Source organism: Psychrobacillus sp. L4, assembly GCF_042944905.1.
Classification (GTDB): Bacteria; Bacillota; Bacilli; order Bacillales_A; family Planococcaceae; genus Psychrobacillus.
In genome coordinates, this window is the sequence record NZ_CP168496.1 from 3021465 (window position 1) to 3045219 (window position 23755).

Below are 23755 nucleotides of genomic sequence, written 5' to 3' on the forward strand. Positions count from 1 at the left end.
AGAAAGGTTGCGTTTTTTATGTGGAAATATCATGTGTTTGGAATAGTATTAGCAGCTTTTGTCTTAAGTATGGGATTTTTCTATCAGCCGTTCTCTGCACAATCAAAAGAAATACATTGGGGATTAAAAAAAGCGACAAAGGAAGTACCAGCTGAAGCTGGAGCAGAGCTAGATGCAATGCTTGAAAAACATGGAGCAGTTTATAAAGGCTCCCCCGATAAAAAAATCATTTATTTCACTTTTGATAATGGCTATGAAAATGGGTATACAGAGAGCATTTTAGACACGCTTAAACAAGAAAATATTAAAGCCACTTTCTTTCTAACCGGTCATTATTTAGAGAGTGCCGCACCGCTTGTAAAAAGGATGATTGAAGACGGTCATCAAATAGGAAACCATTCATATGGTCATCCGAACTTGGCTAGACTTACAAAAGAAGGGGTAAAAAAAGAATTACAAAAGTTTGACCAACGTTTAAGTGAATTAACTCCGTTAAAGAGAACGACTGTGACGCGACCACCTGAAGGTATTTTTAATGAACAGGTATTAGAAGCTGCAAACGAAATTGGCTATCAGCATATATTTTGGTCCGTCGCTTTTATTGATTGGCATCGAGATCAGAAAAAAGGCGGTAAATACGCTTATGACCAATTAATGTCTCAAATTCACCCAGGAGCAATCATATTAATGCATACTGTATCACCTGATAATGCAGAAGGTCTACCTATGTTTATCACGGAAGCAAGAAAGATGGGCTATACATTTGGAACACTAGATGAACTAAACATGAATAATCTGGATATTCCGCTTTCTTCCCAACAATGATTTTGTCCTTTATAATAGAAGGAAGATTATAAAGGACGTGAAGGAATGACAGAACTAGAAACAATTCAAGTTGGGCAACAATTCCCTTTAACGATAAAAAGACTAGGGATCAATGGAGAAGGCGTGGGCTTTTTCAAACGAAGTGCTATATTCGTAAAAGGGGCTTTACCTGGTGAAGTGATTACCGCAGAAGTAACCGTAGCCAAACCAAAATACGCGGAAGCAAGTATTAAAACAATCCGACAGGCATCTCCTGACCGAGTTACTCCACCCTGCTCAGTATATGATGCATGCGGTGGGTGTCAGTTACAACATATGTCCTATGATAGACAGCTGATTGAAAAAAGAGATTTGGTCGTGCAAGCATTGGAACGCTATATAAAAGATCTAGCTCCAACGATTGAAGTTAGAAAAACTATTGGGATGGATAATCCTTGGCATTACCGAAACAAATCCCAATTCCAAGTTAGACCATTAGGTGATAAAGTAATTGCTGGATTGTATGCGGAAGAATCGAATATGTTAATTGACATTAACGAATGTGCAGTACAACATCCAGCTACAACACATATTACAAATGAAATTAAAAAATACTTGCAAGAGCTAAATATTCCTATTTACGATGGTAGAAACTCTAAAGGAATTGTGCGTACAATAGTCGTTCGAACTGGTATGAAAACTGGTCAAATCCAAGTGACGCTCGTAACAACACAAAAGAAAATGCCACATAAAGAAGAATTAGTACAAAAAATTCGTGCGATCGACGCTAATATTGTGTCCATCAGTCAGAATATAAATGCGGAAGATACATCACTTATTTTCGGTGATACAACGTTTAACTTACATGGCAAAGAAACGATTCATGAAAAACTAGGGGAATTAGCTTTCGATTTATCTGCTCGCGCATTCTTCCAGTTAAACCCGGAACAAACCAAGCATTTATACAATGAAATCGAAAAAGCTGCTGCACTTACAGGAGTTGAAACAGTTGTAGACGCTTATTGTGGCGTTGGAACAATCGGCTTATGGCTTGCGAAAAACGCAAAAGAAGTTCGTGGTATGGACATTGTCGAAGAATCGATTAAAGATGCAAAAAGAAATGCAAAACGTAATGGCTTTAAAAATACGACATATGTGCATGGCACTGCGAAACAATGGCTACAAAAGTGGAAAAATGAAGGCTTTGTTCCAGATGTATTAACAGTAGATCCACCGCGCGCTGGTCTTGACGATGAATTGCTCAAAACAATATTAGATATAAAACCAAAACGCTTTGTTTATACGTCTTGTAACCCTTCTACCCTTGCAAAGGATTTAGAAGCGTTAACAAAAGTTTATCATGTGAAATATATTCAACCAGTGGACATGTTTGCTCAAACGGCACATGTAGAAGCGGTAACTTTGTTGGAATTAAAGAAATAAAATAACAAGACCAAGAATCAGTTGTTATTACCCCGGTCAGTTTCTCAATATATAAGAAAATAGAATTATAAAAACAAGGCCAATCCCCAGAAAGGATTAGCCTTGTTTTTTGTAGTTTTATTATACTTAATACCTTGTAGTTGAGTTTAGATCATTGTTAATGAATGAATCAGTTTTTCTTGCATTAGGATCCAACAATACAATTAGCTTTCCTTCATTAATATCCCGCTCATACTGATCTGCCTCATCTTCCGGAATCCCCATACCAATCAAAGCTCCAGCAAGTCCGCCTGTACCGGCACCGACTGCAATACCAGTTAATGTCGCGGCAATAGGACCTGCTGCCAAAATTGGTCCAATCCCTGGAATTGCGAGCGCTCCTACACCTGCCAATAATCCCGCGGTTCCGCCAAGAAGCCCTCCAGTTGCAGCACCAGCTGCAAGACCTTCCTCCGTTTTGGTACCTGTTTCAGCATTGACTGCTTCTACTTCATCCCGGTCTTTTGCAACGAGTGAAATATCATTTCGGTCATAACCTTGTGCCTTTAATTCCTCAATCGCCCGGATTACATCATCACCATTGTCATAAACTCCAATTACACGTTTATCCATACTGATCATCCTCCTATTCGAAAATATAAATCTACTAAATATATACCCGAAATAGTGGACGTAAAACATGAAATGGCAAAAATCTAGTTTTGCTCAATGATCTTCAAGTAATGCACAATTAGTTTTTTGTATTATTGGATATTAATATCAAAAATATAAGTTATTCTTCCTTCATTCCATTCTGCGATAACTTCATAAATATAATAACCAACTTCTGAAGGTAGGGTGACTCATTAATCCTTCTGTCAATTGAACGGATTACAATAATTAATTGTCTGTTTTTTTTATTTTACCTTTAAAATAATTTTCTCTTCTTGGTCATCCCAAGCGATGAAAACTTTGAAGGAATCGTCTTTATTGTCGGGGCGCGGTCCATCTAAGCATCCTGGAATATGTTCTTTATCAACTTTCATATCATAATCAAAATTATGTTCGCATCCTGAACCACGAGGATTTGTCTGTTTAAAAGTTATTAAACCCTTTTGAATTCCACCAATGGATTGAATTTCTATTAATTGTCGCTTGACTTCGTTTTCATCCTGGATAATCCTATATACAACCTTCCAATTTGCTGACTCACCTTCGTAAGTCAATGTTTTTTCACTGCAACCGGATAACAAACATACTAGTAAGCAGCTGATTAATACATAGTATCGTTTAATACTAAACTCCCCCTTTTAATCAATCACAGAAATGAAGTAATTATTTTCCCTCTATTACTCCATCTCTATTCGTTTTTGGATTGTCCGTATATCCAAACATTCCAATGATTATGGTCAGTCCAGCGACAATAGATGGAATGCCGTGAGCGTTTATTTTCATCATCCAATACGGAACAGGCACTGAAAAATTATTCGGGTCCGATGTAGTGCTCTGAATAATTGTATATATAACTGGAAAATAAAACGCAATGATCAAGCATGGCACAGCCACACAAGCTATAAACGACCAGTTCCATTTAACTAACCACACTTTTATGAAAAGCAAAGAAAAATAAATGCCTATTACAAAACCTGCTATAGATTGGAACCAATATATGGGGAGAAAATGAAACGTAGTTTGCACATGATTTTTTACCTTAAGCTCCAGATGAAAGTTAATAATTAGGAGAGCAATTAACCCAATAACCCATAATACTTTCCAAACATAAGGTGACCAGTTTTTACGTATAAAACATCCTCCTTTTATTAATTATCATATACATATTAAGTTACATTTGCATGCTTATATTATTTATAAATTCAGAATTTAATAGAATAAAAAAAGCACTACAGATCAACGTGCTCGGTCATATTAAGAGACCATTCAATCTAAAGTGCTAATATTTTATGTGTTCTTGTTGAAGAAATTACATGTTTCTTTCCAACTTCAACTTATAATTTTTTCCACTCCATTATCTCAAGTTTAAATAATGAGTGGAACCTGAAAAAGTACAATTGTCTTTAAAACCAAATGCACTGTAAAACTTAGCAGCTTGCTCTGTATCAGTATGTAGTACTAAAATTTCAAAATAATTCTTTGCGTCAGAAATTATTACATTTAGCAATAATGTTCCAACAGCTATTCTACGGTATTCTTTCCCCACATAAAATCTTCTCAGTCTCCCTACTTTTTGATCATCAGAAAAGGGATCCATATTAAGGCCACCAACGGCAATTAGTACTCCTTGGTCCGTATAAACACCGTATAAAGATTCACCTGGTTTTGTGAAAGTATTTGTACCATTTTCATATTCTTTTACTAGCCTCTCCAGAAAACGAAACCCATCTTGCTTGCTTTCTAAAACTAGTTGAAATAACTCGGCAATTATTAAATTCTGTATTCTTTTTGCTTTAAATTTCTCCATTTTATTCATATATTCCATAATTTACCTTTTAGTAAATCGATTAATTTATACAATAGCGATATCAAAAACGAAAGAAGAATCACAATGGTTATTCCTATCGAGTAAATAGGATCTATTTGAAAAGCGAAGGTTACTATTAAAAAGAGAATCCAACTTACTATTAAAGATAAGATAAAAATCCAATTATACTTATCCATAAATCTATCCTCCTATTGTGCTTGAAAGATTCTGAATGGTATATTCACAAAAAAATCGTTCAACCCCTGGATATTTTTCACCCAAACTAGTAATGTTAAATCCATTCTTTTCATAAAATTTCACTGCTCCTTTATCTGTTTCAGCTTTTATAGAACTTAAAGAATGTTTATCACAAACAAACTTAATCATTTGACTTCCAATGTTATTTCCTCTGACAATTGGCGATACTGCTATATGCTTTATTTCACAACTGGCTGCATTAATAAAGGTAATACCAATACAAGCAACTATCTTATCTTGCAGCTCAAGTCCATACAATTTGTGTTCAGGAGATGGTATGTATTTTTCATACTCAAGGTCAACCCTATCTTTAGATGTAGCATAAGAAAAAAGCTCTCTTATCTTTGGATGAATTGTTATAGAGCTAATTTTTTTCATATATTATCCACTTTATCCTCAGTAGGGATACATCCCCACTCACAACATCTATTAAATTTCCAGTTTTAAAGAAAATCAAAGAATTCTTGATAAAAATCACTTTCCTTCTTCCAATAATTTCTCTTTCATTCAATTATCTCTCGGTTTTATTTTTGGTTTTTAGCAATTGGAATGAAACAATAAAATTCCTTATATAGAACCCCATTAAGCATACTAATAATAACGGCCATTTTATTTCTCCAATTACTAATGAAAGCAATACAAACAGAACTATAGAGCCAATTATGCTTATTAAATAATCATTTAACTTGATTTATACCACCCCATTCTGTTAGCTTTAACTCGCTTCATTCTCTCTTTCCAAACATACCAACCATCAGAGTAATTCCTGCCACAATCGAGGGAATCCCTAAAGAGTTTATATTCATAATCCAATATGGAATTGGTACAGAAAAACTATTCGAATCTGATGAAGTACTTTGAATAATTGTATATATAACTGGGCTATAAAAAGCAAGAATTAGAAATGGAATAGTCACACAAACTATTAAAGGCCAATTCCACTTGACAGACCAAACTTTTACGAAAATGAATGAAATATAAATACCAAAAACAAAATAAGCAGTTGGTAAGAACCAAAAAATAGGCAGCGGTTGAAACGTAATTGCAACATGATTCCTTACCTTAAGCTCTAGATGATAAATGATAAACAGTAAAACAATTAATCCCACTCCCCATAATAATTTCCAAACATATGGTGACCAGTTTTTAGGCATAAAATTTCCTCCTTCTCCTATAAAACTCTTACAATTATCATATACATAACTGGATACATTTGTATACCAAAACGCTAAATATTCTGACTTCAATTCGAAAAGCACTACTGTTTCTTCTGTACGCTCTTGAAAAGAGGTACATGAACCAGTAGTGCTTTCTAAACTTTAAAATAAAGGCGTTATTCGTTTCTTTTGCGGATTGGCAAAAAAGATAATACAGGAAAGCGTTCCTAGTAGAAGTGCAACTAATACTAAAAAACTAACCCCTTCGAAAAGTTGGATAAATAAACCTCCCAAAAACGGTCCTGAAAGACTTCCAATACTAAAAGATATTCCACACATTAAGTTTCCAGTTGGTAGAAGAACCTTTGGTGTTAAGTCAGCCATATAAGAAATCCCTAGTGAGAAAGTCGATCCAACAAACATTCCTGCGATGAAAAATAAAATCCCTATCGTTAAAGCGGATGTTTCAAAAAAGCTTGCTGTTGCAAAAGTAAGAGCTCCTAAACCGAGCATTAGTATAAGTACTTTTCGTCTTCCAATTTTGTCGCTTAATACACCAAGAGGTAATTGCGAGACCACCCCGCCCATTGAAAATGCCGCTAATATGTAGGATAAACTGGTTACTTCAATCGCATTACGAAGTGCATAAACTGGATAAATGGCATTTAACGATGATTCCAAAAATCCATAGCAAAATGGTGGTATAAATGCTACCCATGCAATTGCGAAAGTTGCCCCAAATCGTTTCCAAGTTCCTTCGTAGGCAGGAGAACTTTTAAATATCTCTGGTTTTTCATTCTTAACGAAGAAAATGAGTAACCATGCTCCTAAACAAAGAAGGCTTGAAACGATAAATGGCAATCCTTGAAAAATATTGACAAGTTGAACAAACAAAGGCCCCACGGCAAAACCAACTCCAAAAGAAAGACCATATATAGCAATATTTCTTCCTAAACGATGCCCGGGAGAAAAACTCGTAATCCATGTTTGTGTCGAGAAATGAAGAGCGTGATCTCCTATTCCAATTAATAACCTTAAAATAAACCAAAATGCGACACTTTTCCAAATAGGGAAGAGCATTAACGATGTAATTACAATAAGCCCGCCTATCATAATAATTGGCTTATAGCCAAACTTTCGAAGTGGTGGCTCAATAAATGGCGATATTAATAATGTGCCGATATAAAGTCCTGTAGCACTTAACCCATTCAGCGTTGCACTTACTCCGTCTTGCTCAAATATAACGGATATAAGCGGTAATAACATTCCTTGTGAAAATCCTGAAATCGATACAATCGTAACGAGTATCCAAAACCTTTTTCTTTCGACTGCTGTAAATTGCTGCATACATTACCTCTTTAATATGTTCAAAGTTATTCTAAAGAGTAGTGTAACAGACAATACCTTCGTTTTATATAAAAAACTGGTCAAGAAAAGGCCCAGTCGGTATCTGCAATAGATTGACTGAGCCTTTTACATATAACTAGTATCCTTTTGAGTACTCATAATTGCATTTGCGGCTTTATTGCCGGTGAAATGTCTGAACCCCCTCCTTCTATTGGTTGAATGGTTTTCGACTATTCACTACGGCCTCCTTTCTATGTATGCCTTAAAGACACTTTATCATATAAACTGATAAGTGTAAATATTCAAAACAGATAAATTATTAAAATAACTCTTTAGACCTATCTTTTATTTTCATTTTCCTTTATTCTATACTTACGAAAAGGTGGTGTTATTCTGTGGGCAAACAAATTTCAAATCCAGAACAACAAGTATCTTATTTAAAAGATCGACTCCAAATGTTTTTAGAAGTCTTAGATTCAATTGAACCTGAAACAACTGAACTTGAAGATATTGACCGTCTTATTCAAATGATGGATGACTTAGAGTTAAAAATGGAGCAGTTTAAAAATAATAAAGAATAGCTTTTAGACAAAAGAAGTTTGGAATGATCTATTTCCAAACTTCTTTTGTCATTGTTTAGAGGTCAGAATTACGTTTAGGTGCAGATAGATTGGCTTTAGGGACATATACAACACCTTTAGGAGCGGATAGCACGACGTTAGGGGCGGATAAAAAATTTAGGAGCAGATGCATTGGCTTTAGGGGCATATACAACACCTTTAGGAGAACATAGCACGTCGTTAGGGTCAGTGGCTTTAGGGGCTTATACAACACCTTTAGGAGCATATAGCCCGACGCTAGGGGCGGATAAGAAATTTAGGAGCAGATGCATTGGCTTTAGGGGCATATACAACACCTTTAGGAGCACATAGCACGTCGTTAGGGTCAGATAAAAAATTTAGGAGCAGATGCATTGGCTTTAGGGGCTTATACAACACCTTTAGGAGCATGTAGCCCGACGCTATGGGCGGATAAAAAATTTAGGAGCAGTTCCACTGGCTTTAGGGGCTTATACAACACCTTTAGGAGCATATAGCCCGACGCTATGGGCGGATAAAAAATTTAGGAGCAGTTCCACTGGCTTTAGGGGCATATACAACACCTCTAGGAGCAGATGCACTGGCTTTAGGGGCTTATACAACACCTTTAGGAGCATATAGCCCGACGCTAGGGGCGGATAAAAAATTTAAGCGCGGATCCATTAGGATAGCCCGACGTTAGCACCGGTTAAACGATTCACCGCCCTTTTTTTCAAGCTAAGAAAATAGTATACTTGTAAATGTTTATTACTTACATACCTAAAGGAGCGTTTCACCATGCAATTGGAACAATTAGAAAAAAGTATTTATGACTTAATTACCGAAACATCTACGAACTTGCCAAAAGATGTACGTCGCGCTATAAAAAAGGCGAAAGCATCTGAAAATGCCGGTACACGTGCGGCTATGAGTTTAGATACAATTACGAACAATATTCAAATGGCGGATGATAAAGTCTCGCCTATTTGCCAAGATACAGGTTTACCTACATTCAAAATTAAAACACCAATTGGCGTAAACCAATTGGAAATTAAAGCTGCTATTAAACGTGCCATCGTGTCTGCTACAAAAGATGCAAAACTTCGACCTAACTCGGTTGATTCACTAACTGGTGCGAACAGTGGGGATAACCTAGGTGAAGGTATCCCTGTCATGAAATTCGAACAATGGGAAAAAGACTATATTGAAATGAAGCTTATCTTAAAAGGTGGCGGTTGTGAAAACAAAAACATTCAATATAGCTTACCAACTGAACTAGAAGGTTTAGGACGCGCTGGTCGTGACTTAGATGGTATCCGTAAATGTATTTTACATTCTGTTTACCAAGCACAAGGTCAAGGATGTTCTGCAGGTTTTATCGGAGTTGGCATTGGAGGAGATCGTTCTTCCGGGTATGACCTTGCAAAAGAACAATTATTCCGTCATGTAGAAGATACAAATCCAAACCCAGACCTTGCAAAATTAGAAGAGTATATTGTAGAAAAAGCAAACACATTAGGAATTGGTACAATGGGATTCGGCGGAGAAGCAACGTTACTTGGCTGTAAAATTGGCGTGATGCATCGTATTCCAGCAAGTTTCTATGTTTCAGTTGCGTATAATTGTTGGGCATACCGACGTATGGCGATCAATATAAATCCAACTACAGGCGAAGTTATCGAGTGGCATTACCAAGAAGGAGAAAAAATCGAATTTAAAGATGAAGCTACAGAAGAAGCTCCTAAAAAAGTTGTCAAACTTCAAGCACCTATTACAGAAGAACAAATTCGTGCTCTACAAGTGGGAGATGTTGTTTCCATCACTGGTCGCATGTACACTGGGCGCGATGCAATTCACCATCACTTAATGAGTCATGATGCACCTGTTGACTTAAATGGACAAATCATTTATCACTGTGGTCCAGTTATGCAAAAAGACGATGAGGGAATTTGGCATGTACGTGCAGCTGGTCCAACTACTTCTATTCGCGAAGAGCCGTACCAAGGCGATATTATGAAAAAGTTTGGTATTCGTGCGGTTATTGGTAAAGGTGGTATGGGGCCAAAAACACTTGCTGCACTTTCTGAGCACGGCGGAGTATATTTGAACGCTATCGGTGGAGCCGCTCAGTACTATGCTGACTGCATTAAAGGTGTGGAAGGCGTTGACTTAATGGAATTTGGTATTCCTGAAGCAATGTGGCATTTACGTGTAGAAAATTTCACAGCTGTCGTAACAATGGATTCTCATGGCAATAGCTTGCATGCAGATGTTGATAAATCTTCTTTGGAAAAATTATCTGCTTATAAGGATAGAGTTTTTAACTAAAATAAATGTTTGACTTATACCTACTTCTTAAATTACAATAATTATAAAGTAGTAATGAATATAAAAATGGATTTCCTCCTGGGAATCCATTTTCGTCATTTTAGAAGCTTATTAAGACTGAAATTCATTATCAAGGGGGTATTTACATGTCTACTATTCAAGAAACAAATGAGAAACAACCACATTTCAAATCTTTTATCTCACATATCGAACTGATAGCCGCTCTTTTCTCAGGGGTATTAATTCTCATTGCTTGGTGGCTTGGAAGAACAGATCAGGAAACTGCTTCTATTATTTTTTATATACTTGCATTCGTCATAGGAGGATTTGCAAAAGCAAAAGAGGGTATTCAATCAACTATTGAAGATAGAGCACTAAATGTGGAAATGCTTATGATTTTAGCAGCAGTTGGTTCTGCAATCATCGGTTATTGGACAGAAGGCGCCATATTAATCTTCATTTTCGGTGTTAGCGGTGCGCTTGAAACATATACGATGAACAAAAGTAAAAAAGAAATTTCTTCGCTTATGGAACTTCAACCGGAAGAAGCTTGGCGGTTAAATAGTGATGACTCCACTACTCGCGTTTCAGTAGACGAACTCGTTATAGGGGATCAATTAGTCGTAAAACCTGGGGAAAGAATACCTGCAGACGGAATCATTAAAAGTGGATCTACCGTAATTGACGAAGCTGCAATTAGCGGAGAATCAATTCCTGTATCCAAACAAGTCAACGACGAATTGTTTGCTGGAACTGTGAACCTAAGCGGTGCTATTACAATGGAAATGACAAAAGCAAATGAGGACTCGCTTTTTCATAAAATTATTCAACTTGTTCAAACTGCTCAAGATGAGAAATCTCCAGCACAGCAATTTATCGAAAAATTTGAAGGCAGCTATGTAAAAATAGTGCTAATAGCGGTAGGTTTCATGATGTTCCTTCCACATTTTGCACTTGATTGGGACTGGAAAACAACGTTCTACCGTGCCATGGTTTTATTGGTTGTCGCTTCTCCTTGCGCCCTTGTGGCAGCCATTATGCCGGCAACACTTGCGGCTATATCGAATGGAGCAAAAAGTGGAGTCTTGTTTAAAGGTGGCATGCATCTAGAAAATGTTAGTGAAATGAAAGCAATTGCACTCGATAAAACAGGAACACTTACGAAAGGAAAACCGTTAGTAACAGAGTTTTTTGTCCGGGAAGATTTAAATAGAATTGCAACATTAACTATGCTTGCTACAATTGAAGCACAATCGAACCATCCGCTTGCACAAGCAATAACTACCTATGCGAAGTCAGAAGGAATTGGCCAATTACCACTTATTCATATTGAAGATAAACCCGGTTTTGGCTTGCAAGCAATCATGGAAGAACAAACAATACTAGTTGGTAAACCAGAATTTGTAAATGAAGTAGATGCTTTTGCTTTTCAAAATGGTGTCGCAGCTTCACTTGCTGAAGAAGGAAAAACAGTTATTTTTATGCGTGATGAAAAAGGAATTGCTGCTGCTGTTGCTTTAAAAGATACAGTTCGTGAAGAAGCAAAAGAGGCAATTAAGCTGTTGCAATCATTAGGAATAAAAACCGTTATGCTTACCGGTGATAATGAAAAAACAGCTAAAGTTATTGCTAAAGAAGCAGGTATTGATCAATACATCGCAGAATGTTTACCTGAAACAAAAGTACAGCATTTGAAAGAACTATTAGAAGAACATAAATTTGTAGGAATGGTTGGCGATGGTATAAATGATGCCCCTGCTCTAGCAACCGCAACCACTGGATTTGCAATGGGAGAAGGTACAGACGTAGCACTCGAAACTGCTGATGTGATACTCATGAAAAATGATTTATCCAAAATTGCATATGCCGTTAAGATGTCACGTAAGATGCAACGTATTGTGAAACAAAATATTGTACTTTCCATTTCTGTTATTGCAGTGTTAATCGTTTCAAACTTCCTTCAAATAGTCGATCTACCATTAGGGGTCATTGGACATGAAGGAAGCACGATTCTAGTAATCCTTAATGGACTGAGAATGCTAAATAGAAACATTTAAAAGCAGAGGGGCGATAATCGCTCCTCTGCTTTTATATAGCCTTTTTCTGTTTAAATGCATTCTTTCTTTCTTGTGTTACTGCATTTATTTGTCCACCCACTAATAAAATAATTCCAGATAAATATAACCACAACATCAGAACAATAATTCCTCCTATACTTCCATATGTGGAAGTATAGTTTCCAAAGCTACTAACATAATAAGAGAATCCAAACGAAACAATAATCCACCCTAATGTAGCAAAAACTGCTCCTGGAAGTACACTTCTTAATAATAACTTTTTGTTTGGGACAATCCAATAGAGAGCAGTGAATACAATAAAAATAACAAGTGGACTAATAATCCATCTAATATTGTTCCAAAGTTCAAGAAATCCTTTTTCAAATCCGAAATAGGAAAATAGAATAGTTCCAATTTGTTGACCAAACACAGGTAGCACTAGTGCGACGATAAGTAGCACTATCATGAGTAAAGTAAAAACAACTGATAAACCTCTGACGATAAAAAACGGTCTTGTTTCCTCCAACTCATACGATCTATTTAATGAAACCTCAATGGCATTCATGCCTTTGGATGCCGACCAAATAGTACCAATAATTCCGATAGATAACAGACCTCCATTGCGATTTCTTAATACTTCTGACAGAGTACCTTCAATAAGCGTATATACCTCTTTTGGCGCATAGTTTTCAAGAAAGCGAAATACTTGTGCTTCGTCCAAATTTATATAAGGTAATAACGTCATGATAAAAATAAGCATTGGAAATAATGACAAAAGAAAAAAATAGGAAAGCTGTGCACCTAATCCTGTGATATCTGCTCTCTGAATATGTTTGATTAAATGTTTAAAGTATCCAGACCAGGTTGTTAAATCGTGATTTTCCGTACTGCGGGTATTCTTCTTTTTAATAAATAAAAACTTAATATTTTCACGCCAAGTAGTTGAGGATGAAGTATTTCCTTCTTGTAATTCCTCTTTTAAACGATTACGCTCCACTTCACCCTCTCCTTTCTTTTCAATTATTGTTTCACGATATGTTCATCGGATTCAGGGATAACAATTGATTTGTATTCTTCTTTTGATTGAGTAAATACTTCTTTTGTATCCGTTAGCATCATTTTAACTTGTGGTGTAATTTCTTTCACTTCATTTACTTTTTGTGATATGTATGTTGCATCAGAAGCAAACTGATCATAAAATGACTTCCATTTCGTTATTTGATCTTCAATATTCGTTACTAATTCTTGTCTGTTTTTACTGTAATATTGAATCTGTTTTCCGATATGTCTTGATTTCTTGGCAACTCCATCTCTTGTTGTCCTATCTAACATGGTTAACGCTCCACCTATTAATGCTCCATAAACTATCCCTTTTACTAATTTAGTTTCACTCATGTGATAACCTCCATATTTAAATATATATTTATTTAATTATACCCGTGACTAAGCGTAATAAAACAAATAATTTACTTATATTAAAAAATTGTCTTGACTAATGAACACAATTTTATGAATATTATAACAAGAACAAATTACATAGAAAGGAACATAGTTTCATTGAGTTAATAATATATAGAAACGTAGGGGGTTAGTAGAATGGAAGCATTAAATAATTTTTTAGGAAACGTATCGTCTTTTTTATGGGGTATACCCCTACTTATATTAATCGTAGGTACAGGAATTTATCTAACAGTTCGAGTAGGTTTTTTACAAATACGACTTTTACCTACTGCTTTAAGATTGGTATTTTCTAAAAAGCACGATAAAAATGCAGAGGGAGATATTTCTCAATTTCAAGCTCTTACTACCGCGCTTGCTGCAACTGTTGGAACTGGAAATATTGTAGGGGTTGCTACTGCAGTTGTGTTAGGCGGACCTGGTGCCATCTTCTGGATGTGGTTCTCAGCACTCTTCGGAATGGCTACGAAATATAGTGAAGCAATTTTAGCTGTAAGATTCCGCGTAAAAGATGCAAAAGGCCAAATGGCTGGTGGTCCGATGTACTACTTAGAACATGGTTTAAAACAAAAATGGTTAGCAGTACTCTTTGCAATATTTGGTGCTATTGCAGCATTTGGTATTGGAAATGGAACTCAATCCAACTCTGTTGCTGGAGTTGTAAAGTCCACTTTTGGCTTAGATACTTGGATTACTGGGGTTATTCTAACATTATTTACTGCGCTTGTTATTCTTGGAGGAATAAAGTCTATTGGTAATGTAACTGCTGTTTTTGTTCCAGTTATGGCCTTATTTTATTTATTAGCAGGCATTATCGTTATGGCATCAAACGTCACTGCTATCCCAGAAGCATTTGCTACTATTTTTAAAATGGCATTTTCTCCTGAAGCTGCTACTGGTGGTGCAATAGGGGCAGCAATTCGTTTCGGTATTGCTCGTGGAGTATTCTCAAATGAAGCTGGACTAGGCTCTGCTCCTATTGCTGCTGCTGCTGCAAAAACAGATCTTCCAGGACGCCAAGCTCTTGTTTCCATGACACAAGTGTTTTTAGATACATTCCTTATTTGTTCCATTACAGGTGTTACAATCGTTATGTCAGGAATGTACAAAGATACTTCCCTTAAAGCTAATGAATTGACTTCAGCAGCTTTTGGACACTTCCTTGGCAACTTTGGGCCTTACGTTGTTGCTATTGGATTAATATTCTTCGCATCCTCTACTATTTTTGGGTGGGCATATTACGGAGAAAAATGTTTCCAATACTTATTTAAAAATCCGTCCTTATTAATCGTATATCGTATTGCGTTTGTTCTTATGGTATTTGTTGGTTCCGTCGTTTCTTTAGATTTAATCTGGACTTTCTCTGATATTACAAACGCATTAATGGCTATTCCTAACTTAATCGGATTACTTGGTCTATCTGGAATAGTTGTTTACGAAACTAAACGTATCCAAGATAAACTTAAGGAAGAAAAACTAGCTGCTAAAGCTGCAAAATCTATTTAGTAATTGACAATCAATGCGGAGCGTGAAATGATAAAGTGAAACTTCAATCCGAATTATAACGGATTGATGCCATTCGGGCTTAACGGGCAACTAATCTTCCGTTTGCAATACCCGATTCATTCTTAATTTACATTGGAAATCTGACTTCCCGTTATAGCGGGATAAACTTCTATTGTATGAAAGGTAGGAACAAAAAATGAATTTATCACAGCCTTCTGTTGAAAATGTTACGTATATGATTGAAACAATAAAAGAAAAACTTCGCATGGTAAACGTAGATGCGATGAAACCAGAAAATTTTAATGCAACGGAATACGAAGACTTGGTCTACTTGTATGAAATGGTGAAAAAGAGAGAATCGTTTAGTCCAAGCGAAATGCAAGCAATTGCAGCAGAGCTTGGAAATTTACGTAAGTAATAAAAGCGCAAGTGTGCATCTTGTCTTTACCGTTTCCAGAGTGCTTTGGACGAAACATAAGCTACAAAATTACCGTTAGGGATATGGAACGTGAAGTGACTGCGTCACTTCACGTTCCATTTTTTTCGGTAATCTTGTGGTGGGTGTTTGTCCGTCGCCCTCTTGGAATATGTAGATACAAGGTGCATTTGATTTGGTTAATGAGAGATTATATACTTTCCTATACTTTTAAAAGCGGACGAAGATGCAATTTCGTCCGCTCAGCGCTTCTTTATTAATGGATACTATCTATTTTTTCAGGTTCCACTTGCCCTATAGATAAACAATGAAAAGTACCAGTTCATTATTTTTAAGAAGCATATTGTCTTTGCAAGCAAATCAAAACCTTAGACTAAAGCGATGCGAGGACAGTGTCTACCTACAGTGGCAATCAACCTGTTCCTAGCATGAAAATTCATATACTTTCTTTAAGTAAAGCACAAATGCCCTTTAAGTTTTAAGTGCATCTTGTCTTTACTATTTACCGAGTGCTTTGGATGAAACAACGGCTACTTATCTCTTAGGCTATGCTAAAAAATAATATTGATATTTCAAACATAAATAAAAAGGACCAAATTTAAGGTCCTTTTTATTGTGCTCTTGTTCAACTCTAACTCACGTAATTGATTTGACCATTCACACTTAACGAGAAATCAGTAGCAAGAAATCACTATGCTAAATTTTGTTTTTGGAATCCATATCTATATAAACCCAGCAAAAGAGGATACATTATAATAAACGTGAAGGCCGTAACAAAAATCAATTCTCCTTGTCCAGCTGTATCTTCAAACCCATAATAAAGTGTAGTTACAATTAAATCTATTACAGTAATTAGGAATATGATTTTCCAAAAAGGTTTTGAAAAGAATTGTTTCTTATATACATAACCATAAAATCCCACTGTGTTAATAATACTAATAATCATACTCACAATTCCTATCACAGTTCCTACCAAACCGTATTCATTTTCTAAAAACATTGACGCTATCAACATAACTAACATTGCCCAAAAATAAATTTTCCAAAGCATCTTTATACCTCCCGTTTCTTCATATATACCTTGTTTATATGAAATTTTTGTTCATTTCATCGTTAGGGAAATACTTAATAAATAAATTCATTTCATATTGTCTACTAATTTCTTTCCATAGAATTCTTAACTTCTCAAATCTTAACAATATATTCCCTTGATTTATATATGTAATTTTTTCCTTATTGAACTAATCAAAATTTAGTTGAATAAGATGGAATTGTATTCGGCCATCTCTAAAAAAAACTTCCCGAGAACAGTTCTCGGGAAGCTTTTTTTATAGTTTATTTAGTTCAACAGCAATCTTAGCGCCTACTTTTGCATTGTTGTAAACTAATGCAATATTTGATTCTAAACTTTTTCCTTCTGTTAATTCTTTTACTTTTCCAAGTAAAAATGGTGTAACGTCTTTCCCTTTAATGCCGTTTTCTTCAGCTTCTTTTAAAGCCTTTTCAATAATTTCATTAATATATGCTTCTTCCATTGAATGCTCAACAGGGATTGGATTTGCAATAATTGCGCCACCTTTTAATCCTAGATCCCATTTCACTTTTAGCATCTTTGCAACCTCTTGTGGCTCATCCAGACGGAAGTTTGCATTAAATGCACTAGTTGCCGTATAGAATGCTGGGAATGCATCCGTTTGATATCCGACAACAGGAACGCCTTTTGTTTCTAAATATTCAAGTGTCAAACCTATGTCCAAAATAGATTTCGCACCCGCACATACTACAGCCACATTTGTAGAAGCTAATTCTTCTAAGTCTGCTGAAATATCCATTGTCGTTTCTGCACCTCTATGAACTCCACCGATACCACCAGTTACAAACATGTTAATACCTGCTAGCTCTGCGCAAATCATCGTTGTCGCTACTGTTGTTGCTCCAATTTCTTTAGAAGCTACTACATAAGGAAGGTCTCTTCTAGAAGTTTTTCGTGCATTTTTACTTGTGCCTAGTGTTTCAAGCTCTTCTTCTGAAAGACCTATTTTAATCTTTCCATCCATAATGGCAATTGTCGCTGGAACTGCACCATTCTCACGTATAATTTGCTCCACTTCTCTTGCCATTTCTACGTTTTGTGGGTAAGGCATTCCGTGTGAAATAATAGTCGATTCTAAAGCAACAATTGCTTTCCCTGCTGCCATTCCTTCTTCTACTTCTTTTGAAAATGTTAAAAATTCTCTCATGATAAATATTCCTCCAATTCATTATTTAACGTAATTTTAGAAAGCTCTGTACGAACAGTCTCTGCAGATTGTAAAGTTTTACTCGCATTTAACATGCCAGCATTTATTGCCGATTTTAGGTCGTTTCCTTCCAACCATGCATGAAGCGTTCCAGAGACAAAAGCATCTCCAGCTCCAGTGACGTCTACTACATGATCTACATGCATCGCAGAAACGTAAGCCGAATTACTGGATTCACTCGAATACATTACGCCTTGACTACCATTTGTAATAACAACATGATTGACACCTTTTTGTACAAAAGTTTGTGCAGCTTTTTTCCATGATGATTCATCAATGATTTTCATGTGTAAATATGCTTCAGCCTCGTCGCGGTTTAAAATGATCCACTCTATTCCATGCAAGTTATCCGGCATTCTCTCCATCTTAGGAGAAGATACAGGAATAATTGCGAGCGAGATATTTTTTCCCATTGCAAGTGTTTGTAAGTATTCAATTACTTCTTTTGGACAATTCATATCCACGATTAATAGTTGTGCATTCGAAAGATGAGACTCTTGTTTTTTCATGTATTCAACAGATAGTTGATCATATATTTCCATATTAGCTAGTGCAAAAAGCATCTCGCCTTGCCTATCTAATACGGCAGAATATGTGCCAGTAGAATAATTAGCAAGTTTTTCTACAGAAAATAAGTTCATCCAATTACTAGAAGCTTTTTCTATTATCTGATACTCGATATCATTCCCAACTACCGATAACAAACGTACACTATGCCCAAGTCTACCTAAATTTTCAGCGATATTTCTTGCTACTCCTCCAACACTTTGGGAGCTCGTAGTTGGATTAGAAGTACCCATTTGTAATTGATTTTTAACTGAATATTTTCTATCTAAATTTGCGCCACCGATACAAATGATCTCATTTTTTTCAGGAAGTATGTATGCTCTTCCTGTTATTTGACCATTCCGAATTAATTGAGAAATAATATTGGCTACTGCAGGTCTGGACATATTAAGAGTATCTGCTATTTCTAATTGAGACGCATACGGATTTTTTCGAAGGTACTGTAAAATTTGTATTTCTTTTGGTTGCACGATGATAACCCTCCTTTCAATACAAACTTTTGTTTTAATTATAAACTTTTGTTTATAAAAGTCAAAAGAAAAACTGATAACAGCTCAAAATTGTTATCAGTTCACGTTTCTCTTATTTAGGTGCATCGTTTAAAGTACCATCTTGTAACACACGTGGTTGGATTAATACCTCTACACGTCGGTTTTTAGCGCGGCCTTCTGCTGTATCATTAGAAGCAACTGGCTTAAATTCACCATAACCTTTTGCACTAAAGTACAATGGATCAATTGTACCTTTACTAACTAAAATTTTGAGGAAATTCACTGAACGCATAACACTTAGTTCCCAGTTAGAGGAAAACTCACTACTTGAAATTGGAATATTATCTGTATGTCCTGTTATAACAACATTTCTAGGAGGATCAAATACTAAAAGATCCGATATGTCTTCGGCAATTTGGCGATATTCAGATTTTACTTGTGCTTTTCCCGTATCAAACAAAATATTCTCACGGATTGTAACAAGAAGCCCTTCATCCGTCAATTTCGTTGCGAACTGCTTTTCTAATGCATTGACTGCTATATACTCATCAACACTAGCTTTAATAGCTGATAGTGCTTGTTGATCTTCAATATAAGCTGAACTTTGCTCATTTTCATTTTCATTCGTTTGGTCTGGCGTTATTGGCACATCTATTGGAGAAGGATGTTCCATTAATCCATTGCCACCATCAAACACCTCACTGAAGACTTGTGACATTTGTTGGAGTTTTTGTTGATCAACTGTACTGGATGCAAACAGCACAATAAATAGCGCTAATAATAAAGTCAATATATCCGCATATGGAATAAGCCAAGACTCGTCCATATGTTCTTCTTCTTTATGTTTTCTATGCTTCTTTGCCAAATCCAGCCTCCCCGCTTTCGCTCATAATTTTCTTGCGATCTGACATCGACAAATACGAGGCTAACTTTTGTTCAATAACACGAGGAGCGTCTCCTTCTAATACGGAAAGAATCCCTTCTAACATCATCGTTTTTTGACGAACCTCTTGCTTAGATTTGCGTTTAAGCTTATTTGCAAATGGATGCCAAATAATATACCCAGTGAAAATACCTAGTAATGTCGCAACAAAAGCTGCTGATATAGCATGCCCCAATGAATCAATATCATTTAAGTTTTTAAGGGCTGCAATTAGTCCGACAACTGCTCCTAGCACTCCTAGTGTAGGGGCATATGTACCTGCTTGAGAAAATATTAAAGCTCCACCAATATGTCTGTCTTCTAAAGCATCGATTTCTTCTGTTAGTACATCTCTAATATAATCCGCATTTTGTCCATCAATTGCTAATGTTAGCCCATTTTTTAAGAATGGATCATCTACATCAGTAATCTTGCTTTCTAATGCGAGTAAGCCTTCTCTACGTGCTAAATCAGCCCAGCTAGAAAACATTTTAATAACTTCACTATCATCTGCAAGTTTTTTATCTTTGAATATCACACCAAATAGCTTTGGTACCCTTTTCAATTCATTCATCGGAAAAGCAATTACTACAGCAGCAATTGTTCCAAATATAATAATTAAGATAGCCGCAGGAACTAATAAACTTCCTGGACCAACTCCTTTTAAGTACATCCCAACTAATAATGAAACAAACGCAATGATGAGACCAACAACCGTAGATATATCCATTTATTAACCCCCAAATTCTATTTCTCTCATTATTTCGGCTATTTTGCACTTTTTTTAATAATAAACTTGCTTTCCGATAATATAATTTAATAGTTTATGAACAATATCGGACTTTTTACCCTCAATATATATTGTTGCAATAGACTGAAAACTGATATTATTAAGTTAAACACAGAAAGGAAGTATGTATATGTCACCATTTAATGAAACGCTTGAGAAATACGCTGCACTCGCTGTAGAAGTTGGGGTTAATATTCAACCTGGTCAGAATTTATTTATTGCTTCTTCTATTGACAGTGTGGAACTTGTTCGATTAATTACCAAAAAGGCGTATGAGGTTGGTGCCAATCAAGTTTTTGTAGATTTTTCTGACGATGAAATTACTCGCTTACGCTATGAACTAGCTCCTAAAGAATCTTTTGAGTTCTTCCCATCATGGAAAGTACAAGAAAAAGAATTATTAGCTGAGCAAGGCGCTGCATTTATGAGTATTATGAGCCAAAGTCCGGACCTTTTAAAAGGAGTGGATACTAGTAAAATTGCTGCATTCCAAAAAGCAGCTGGGACTGCATTAAGTAAATATCGCCAATATATGCAATCCGATAAAGTTAGTTGGACAGTAATTGCTTCTCCTTCAAAAGAATGGGCTAAAATGGTGTTCCCGAATGTTACAGAAGAAGAACAAGTTTCTGCACTTTGGGATGCTATTTTCAAAGCAGTACGAGCAGATTTAGAAGATCCAGTTTCGGCATGGAAAGAGCACGATAAACTACTTCACATGAAAGTAGATTATTTAAATGACAAGAATTACAAAAAACTTCACTATACAGCTCCTGGAACTGATTTAACTATTGAACTTCCAGCAGGACATTTATGGTGTGGAGCGAGTAGCGTCAATGAAAAAGGAGAAGACTTCATGGCTAATATGCCAACCGAGGAAGTTTTCACAGTCCCATTAAAAACTGGCGTAGATGGTTACGTTTCTAGTACGAAACCATTAAGTTACGGTGGTAATATTATTGATAATTTTACTGTTTCTTTTGAAAATGGACGAATTGTAAAAGTAGAAGCTGAAGAAGGTCAGCTAGTGTTGGAAGATCTTGTTGCAACAGATGAAGGCGCTCACTATTTAGGAGAAGTTGCCCTTGTTCCACATGATTCACCAATCTCTAATTCTAACTTATTATTCTATAACACGCTCTTTGATGAGAATGCATCCAATCACTTAGCAATTGGAAGTGCATATGCATTTTGTCTAAAAGGTGGCAAAACGATGAGTCGCGAAGAGCTTGCTAAAAACGGGCTAAACGATAGTATTACGCATGTGGACTTTATGGTTGGTTCCGATAAAATGAATATTGATGGTGTGAAAGAAGATGGAACGACAGAACCGATCTTCCGCAATGGTAACTGGGCATTCTAACTATTTTTAAGTAGATTTCTATAAAATACTACTTAACTTTTATATTCTTTTAAGCTATAATGATAGTAATATAACTAGTGAGGTGTTTAATAATGGGCTTATTCACAGTTACAGTTCTTGGTTTTGCAGCAGTTACAGGTATTGTAGGTTATACAATTATGCACTACTTCGCTAAATCAATGAACTCACACGATTCAGTTTTAGTAGATCCGAAACCTTCCAAATAATTCAAAACAACCGCAGAAATTGCGGTTGTTTTTTTATGTTTTTTTCTTTTCATTTTGAAGTCAATTCGATTTCATTTTAATGACCATTACATACTATTCGATTATATAAATCGCAATCCCTATGTATATTGATCTATTAACCAATGAAACATTTGTAAACTTCCATAATGTAACACATGGCAATACACCTTTTATCCTTTATACTTAGTTAGTATGATTGAATGGAGGAAGATTAATATGTTTTCAAATGCTCATATTGGAATAGATTTAGGCACAGCAAATACATTAGTATATACGAAAAGTAAAGGCATAATTATAGATGAACCAACTGTTGTGGCAGTTAATACAAAAACGAGAGAAATTATTGCATTTGGACATAAAGCAAAAGAAATGATTGGAAAGACACCAGCTTCCATAGAAATTATTCGCCCGTTAAAAGACGGTGTCATAGCTGATTTTGATATTACGACGCAATTATTAAAACTCATTATGCAAAATGCAAGTAAAAAACTTGGAACTTCATTACGAAAGCCATCTGTTGTTGTGTGTACGCCATCAGGTGCAACGTCTGTCGAACGAAGAGCAATTCAAGATGCAGTTAGACAAAGCGGAGCGAAAGAAGTTCAACTTATGGAAGAACCAGTTGCAGCAGCAATTGGAGCGGGACTTCCTGTTAATGAACCAGTTGCAAGTATGATCGTCGATATTGGTGGAGGTACGACTGAAGTTGGGATTATTTCATTCGGTGGGGTCGTTGCATCTAACACTGTGAAGGATGCAGGAGATAAAATGGATGAATCGATTATTCATTTTATTCGAAAAGAATATAATGTATTGATTGGAGAACCTACTGCTGAGGAAATTAAGAAAACTATCGGACATGCCTTGCTTCCGCATGAAGTAGAACAAATGGATGTAAGAGGAAGAGATGTTGTAACTGGATTACCGAAAATAATTCATCTGTCCTCTACCCAAATACAGGGTGTCTTGGCAGAATCTCTTGGTGCAATATTAGAAGCAATTCGTGCAACCCTTGAAATATGTCCACCAGAACTTGCAGGGGATATCGTGGACCATGGAGTTGTGTTAACTGGTGGAGGCGCACTACTTAAAAATATTAAGGAATGGCTAACCAGCGTTATTGAAGTACCAGTTCACATTGCACCGGAACCTCTTCAATCTGTTGCGATTGGAACGGGGAAATCTTTCTTTGTATCAGAACGAAAACAAAAAGTAGCGAAATGAGTAGAAACAAATTAGAGGAA

23 protein-coding genes are annotated in these 23755 nt (G+C 36.0%); 10 read left to right on the top strand and 13 right to left on the bottom strand.

Annotation, left to right across the window (positions count from 1 at the left end; all coding sequences use genetic code 11):
• Window positions 1-18: 18 nt before the first annotated feature.
• Both ACEPXG_RS14715 and rlmD read left to right on the top strand, forming a co-directional pair.
• Entirely contained in the window at window positions 19-825 is an 807-nt protein-coding gene (locus ACEPXG_RS14715; RefSeq protein ID WP_391203899.1) for a polysaccharide deacetylase family protein, read from the top strand.
• A 45-nt stretch (window positions 826-870) separates the two neighbouring features.
• Window positions 871-2247 (top strand): 23S rRNA (uracil(1939)-C(5))-methyltransferase RlmD, encoded by a 1377-nt coding sequence (gene rlmD / locus ACEPXG_RS14720; protein WP_391203902.1) that lies wholly within the window; start codon window positions 871-873, stop codon window positions 2245-2247.
• 126 nt (window positions 2248-2373) lie between these two features.
• Here the strand turns inward: rlmD and ACEPXG_RS14725 are convergent, their stop codons facing one another.
• From ACEPXG_RS14725 to ACEPXG_RS14750, 6 genes are all read right to left on the bottom strand, one after another.
• The gene (locus ACEPXG_RS14725; RefSeq protein ID WP_391203905.1) at window positions 2374-2859 is read right to left on the bottom strand and encodes a general stress protein; all 486 of its coding nucleotides are present in this window, start codon (window positions 2857-2859) and stop codon (window positions 2374-2376) included.
• Between the two features lie 284 nt (window positions 2860-3143).
• Window positions 3144-3452, bottom strand: coding sequence for a hypothetical protein (locus tag ACEPXG_RS14730; protein WP_391203908.1), 309 nt, complete (start codon window positions 3450-3452; stop codon window positions 3144-3146).
• Window positions 3453-4252: 800 nt separating this feature from the next.
• Entirely contained in the window at window positions 4253-4705 is a 453-nt protein-coding gene (locus tag ACEPXG_RS14735) for a GNAT family N-acetyltransferase (RefSeq protein ID WP_391209936.1), read from the bottom strand.
• A gap of 201 nt (window positions 4706-4906) precedes the next feature.
• Entirely contained in the window at window positions 4907-5341 is a 435-nt protein-coding gene (locus ACEPXG_RS14740; RefSeq protein ID WP_391203911.1) for a GNAT family N-acetyltransferase, read from the bottom strand.
• A 347-nt stretch (window positions 5342-5688) separates the two neighbouring features.
• On the bottom strand, window positions 5689-6117 hold the full coding sequence (locus ACEPXG_RS14745) for a hypothetical protein (protein WP_391203914.1): 429 nt from the start codon (window positions 6115-6117) through the stop codon (window positions 5689-5691).
• Window positions 6118-6282: 165 nt separating this feature from the next.
• On the bottom strand, window positions 6283-7467 hold the full coding sequence (locus ACEPXG_RS14750) for an MFS transporter (RefSeq protein WP_391203917.1): 1185 nt from the start codon (window positions 7465-7467) through the stop codon (window positions 6283-6285).
• 395 nt (window positions 7468-7862) lie between these two features.
• Here ACEPXG_RS14750 and ACEPXG_RS14755 point away from each other — a divergent pair, with 395 nt between their 5' ends.
• The 3 genes from ACEPXG_RS14755 (at window position 7863) to ACEPXG_RS14765 (ending at window position 12430) form a co-directional block, all read left to right on the top strand.
• Window positions 7863-8048, top strand: coding sequence for an SE1561 family protein (locus tag ACEPXG_RS14755; RefSeq protein WP_151701083.1), 186 nt, complete (start codon window positions 7863-7865; stop codon window positions 8046-8048).
• A gap of 795 nt (window positions 8049-8843) precedes the next feature.
• Entirely contained in the window at window positions 8844-10373 is a 1530-nt protein-coding gene (locus ACEPXG_RS14760; RefSeq protein ID WP_391203920.1) for a fumarate hydratase, read from the top strand.
• 146 nt (window positions 10374-10519) lie between these two features.
• Window positions 10520-12430: a heavy metal translocating P-type ATPase gene (locus ACEPXG_RS14765; protein WP_391203923.1), complete on the top strand. Its 1911-nt coding sequence runs from the start codon at window positions 10520-10522 to the stop codon at window positions 12428-12430.
• 31 nt (window positions 12431-12461) lie between these two features.
• On the opposite strand, the gene ACEPXG_RS14770 is transcribed toward ACEPXG_RS14765, so the two are convergent.
• Both ACEPXG_RS14770 and ACEPXG_RS14775 read right to left on the bottom strand, forming a co-directional pair.
• On the bottom strand, window positions 12462-13427 hold the full coding sequence (locus ACEPXG_RS14770; RefSeq protein WP_391203926.1) for a YihY/virulence factor BrkB family protein: 966 nt from the start codon (window positions 13425-13427) through the stop codon (window positions 12462-12464).
• A 23-nt stretch (window positions 13428-13450) separates the two neighbouring features.
• Window positions 13451-13825, bottom strand: coding sequence for a YtxH domain-containing protein (locus ACEPXG_RS14775; protein ID WP_391203929.1), 375 nt, complete (start codon window positions 13823-13825; stop codon window positions 13451-13453).
• Between the two features lie 201 nt (window positions 13826-14026).
• On the opposite strand from ACEPXG_RS14775, the gene ACEPXG_RS14780 reads away from it, so the two are divergent.
• Together ACEPXG_RS14780 and ACEPXG_RS14785 are read left to right on the top strand one after the other, a co-directional pair.
• Window positions 14027-15394 (top strand): alanine/glycine:cation symporter family protein, encoded by a 1368-nt coding sequence (locus tag ACEPXG_RS14780; protein ID WP_391203932.1) that lies wholly within the window; start codon window positions 14027-14029, stop codon window positions 15392-15394.
• A gap of 196 nt (window positions 15395-15590) precedes the next feature.
• Window positions 15591-15812, top strand: coding sequence for a DUF1128 domain-containing protein (locus ACEPXG_RS14785; protein WP_151701090.1), 222 nt, complete (start codon window positions 15591-15593; stop codon window positions 15810-15812).
• A gap of 709 nt (window positions 15813-16521) precedes the next feature.
• Here the strand turns inward: ACEPXG_RS14785 and ACEPXG_RS14790 are convergent.
• The 5 genes from ACEPXG_RS14790 to motA all read right to left on the bottom strand — a co-directional run bounded on the left by ACEPXG_RS14790 (window position 16522) and on the right by motA (window position 20840).
• Entirely contained in the window at window positions 16522-16881 is a 360-nt protein-coding gene (locus ACEPXG_RS14790; protein WP_391203935.1) for a hypothetical protein, read from the bottom strand.
• Window positions 16882-17158: 277 nt separating this feature from the next.
• Window positions 17159-18070, bottom strand: a complete 912-nt coding sequence (locus tag ACEPXG_RS14795; protein WP_391203937.1) for a pseudouridine-5'-phosphate glycosidase — start codon at window positions 18068-18070, stop codon at window positions 17159-17161.
• Entirely contained in the window at window positions 18067-19167 is a 1101-nt protein-coding gene (locus ACEPXG_RS14800) for a carbohydrate kinase (protein ID WP_391203940.1), read from the bottom strand. Before ACEPXG_RS14800 ends, ACEPXG_RS14795 begins: the two co-directional genes overlap by 4 nt.
• A 112-nt stretch (window positions 19168-19279) precedes the next feature.
• Window positions 19280-20053 (bottom strand): flagellar motor protein MotB, encoded by a 774-nt coding sequence (gene motB / locus ACEPXG_RS14805; RefSeq protein WP_391203943.1) that lies wholly within the window; start codon window positions 20051-20053, stop codon window positions 19280-19282.
• Window positions 20037-20840, bottom strand: coding sequence for a flagellar motor stator protein MotA (gene motA / locus ACEPXG_RS14810; RefSeq protein WP_391203946.1), 804 nt, complete (start codon window positions 20838-20840; stop codon window positions 20037-20039). Before motA ends, motB begins: the two co-directional genes overlap by 17 nt.
• A gap of 190 nt (window positions 20841-21030) precedes the next feature.
• On the opposite strand from motA, the gene ACEPXG_RS14815 reads away from it, so the two are divergent.
• The 3 genes from ACEPXG_RS14815 (at window position 21031) to mreBH (ending at window position 23735) form a co-directional block, all read left to right on the top strand.
• Window positions 21031-22263 carry an aminopeptidase gene (locus tag ACEPXG_RS14815; protein ID WP_391203949.1) on the top strand — a complete coding sequence of 411 codons (1233 nt, stop codon included), beginning with the start codon at window positions 21031-21033 and terminating at the stop codon, window positions 22261-22263.
• Window positions 22264-22355: 92 nt separating this feature from the next.
• Entirely contained in the window at window positions 22356-22490 is a 135-nt protein-coding gene (locus tag ACEPXG_RS14820) for a hypothetical protein (protein ID WP_264158155.1), read from the top strand.
• A 237-nt stretch (window positions 22491-22727) separates the two neighbouring features.
• Window positions 22728-23735 carry a rod-share determining protein MreBH gene (gene mreBH, locus ACEPXG_RS14825; protein ID WP_391203952.1) on the top strand — a complete coding sequence of 336 codons (1008 nt, stop codon included), beginning with the start codon at window positions 22728-22730 and terminating at the stop codon, window positions 23733-23735.
• The last annotated feature ends 20 nt before the right edge of the window (window positions 23736-23755 follow it).

Excerpts from the sequence above, each read along its gene's own strand:
- ACEPXG_RS14795 (WP_391203937.1), bottom strand. The coding sequence starts at position 18,070 with ATGAGAGAATTTTTAACATTTTCAAAAGAAGTAGAAGAAGGAATGGCA.
- ACEPXG_RS14760 (WP_391203920.1), top strand. The coding sequence starts at position 8,844 with ATGCAATTGGAACAATTAGAAAAAAGTATTTATGACTTAATTACCGAA.
- ACEPXG_RS14750 (WP_391203917.1), bottom strand. The coding sequence starts at position 7,467 with ATGCAGCAATTTACAGCAGTCGAAAGAAAAAGGTTTTGGATACTCGTT.
- ACEPXG_RS14765 (WP_391203923.1), top strand. The coding sequence starts at position 10,520 with ATGTCTACTATTCAAGAAACAAATGAGAAACAACCACATTTCAAATCT.
- ACEPXG_RS14815 (WP_391203949.1), top strand. The coding sequence starts at position 21,031 with ATGTCACCATTTAATGAAACGCTTGAGAAATACGCTGCACTCGCTGTA.
- ACEPXG_RS14745 (WP_391203914.1), bottom strand. The coding sequence starts at position 6,117 with ATGCCTAAAAACTGGTCACCATATGTTTGGAAATTATTATGGGGAGTG.
- ACEPXG_RS14775 (WP_391203929.1), bottom strand. The coding sequence starts at position 13,825 with ATGAGTGAAACTAAATTAGTAAAAGGGATAGTTTATGGAGCATTAATA.
- mreBH (WP_391203952.1), top strand. The coding sequence starts at position 22,728 with ATGTTTTCAAATGCTCATATTGGAATAGATTTAGGCACAGCAAATACA.
- ACEPXG_RS14735 (WP_391209936.1), bottom strand. The coding sequence starts at position 4,705 with ATGGAGAAATTTAAAGCAAAAAGAATACAGAATTTAATAATTGCCGAG.
- ACEPXG_RS14790 (WP_391203935.1), bottom strand. The coding sequence starts at position 16,881 with ATGCTTTGGAAAATTTATTTTTGGGCAATGTTAGTTATGTTGATAGCG.
- ACEPXG_RS14785 (WP_151701090.1), top strand. The coding sequence starts at position 15,591 with ATGAATTTATCACAGCCTTCTGTTGAAAATGTTACGTATATGATTGAA.
- ACEPXG_RS14725 (WP_391203905.1), bottom strand. The coding sequence starts at position 2,859 with ATGGATAAACGTGTAATTGGAGTTTATGACAATGGTGATGATGTAATC.
- ACEPXG_RS14740 (WP_391203911.1), bottom strand. The coding sequence starts at position 5,341 with ATGAAAAAAATTAGCTCTATAACAATTCATCCAAAGATAAGAGAGCTT.
- rlmD (WP_391203902.1), top strand. The coding sequence starts at position 871 with ATGACAGAACTAGAAACAATTCAAGTTGGGCAACAATTCCCTTTAACG.
- ACEPXG_RS14820 (WP_264158155.1), top strand. The coding sequence starts at position 22,356 with ATGGGCTTATTCACAGTTACAGTTCTTGGTTTTGCAGCAGTTACAGGT.
- ACEPXG_RS14715 (WP_391203899.1), top strand. The coding sequence starts at position 19 with ATGTGGAAATATCATGTGTTTGGAATAGTATTAGCAGCTTTTGTCTTA.
- ACEPXG_RS14780 (WP_391203932.1), top strand. The coding sequence starts at position 14,027 with ATGGAAGCATTAAATAATTTTTTAGGAAACGTATCGTCTTTTTTATGG.
- motA (WP_391203946.1), bottom strand. The coding sequence starts at position 20,840 with ATGGATATATCTACGGTTGTTGGTCTCATCATTGCGTTTGTTTCATTA.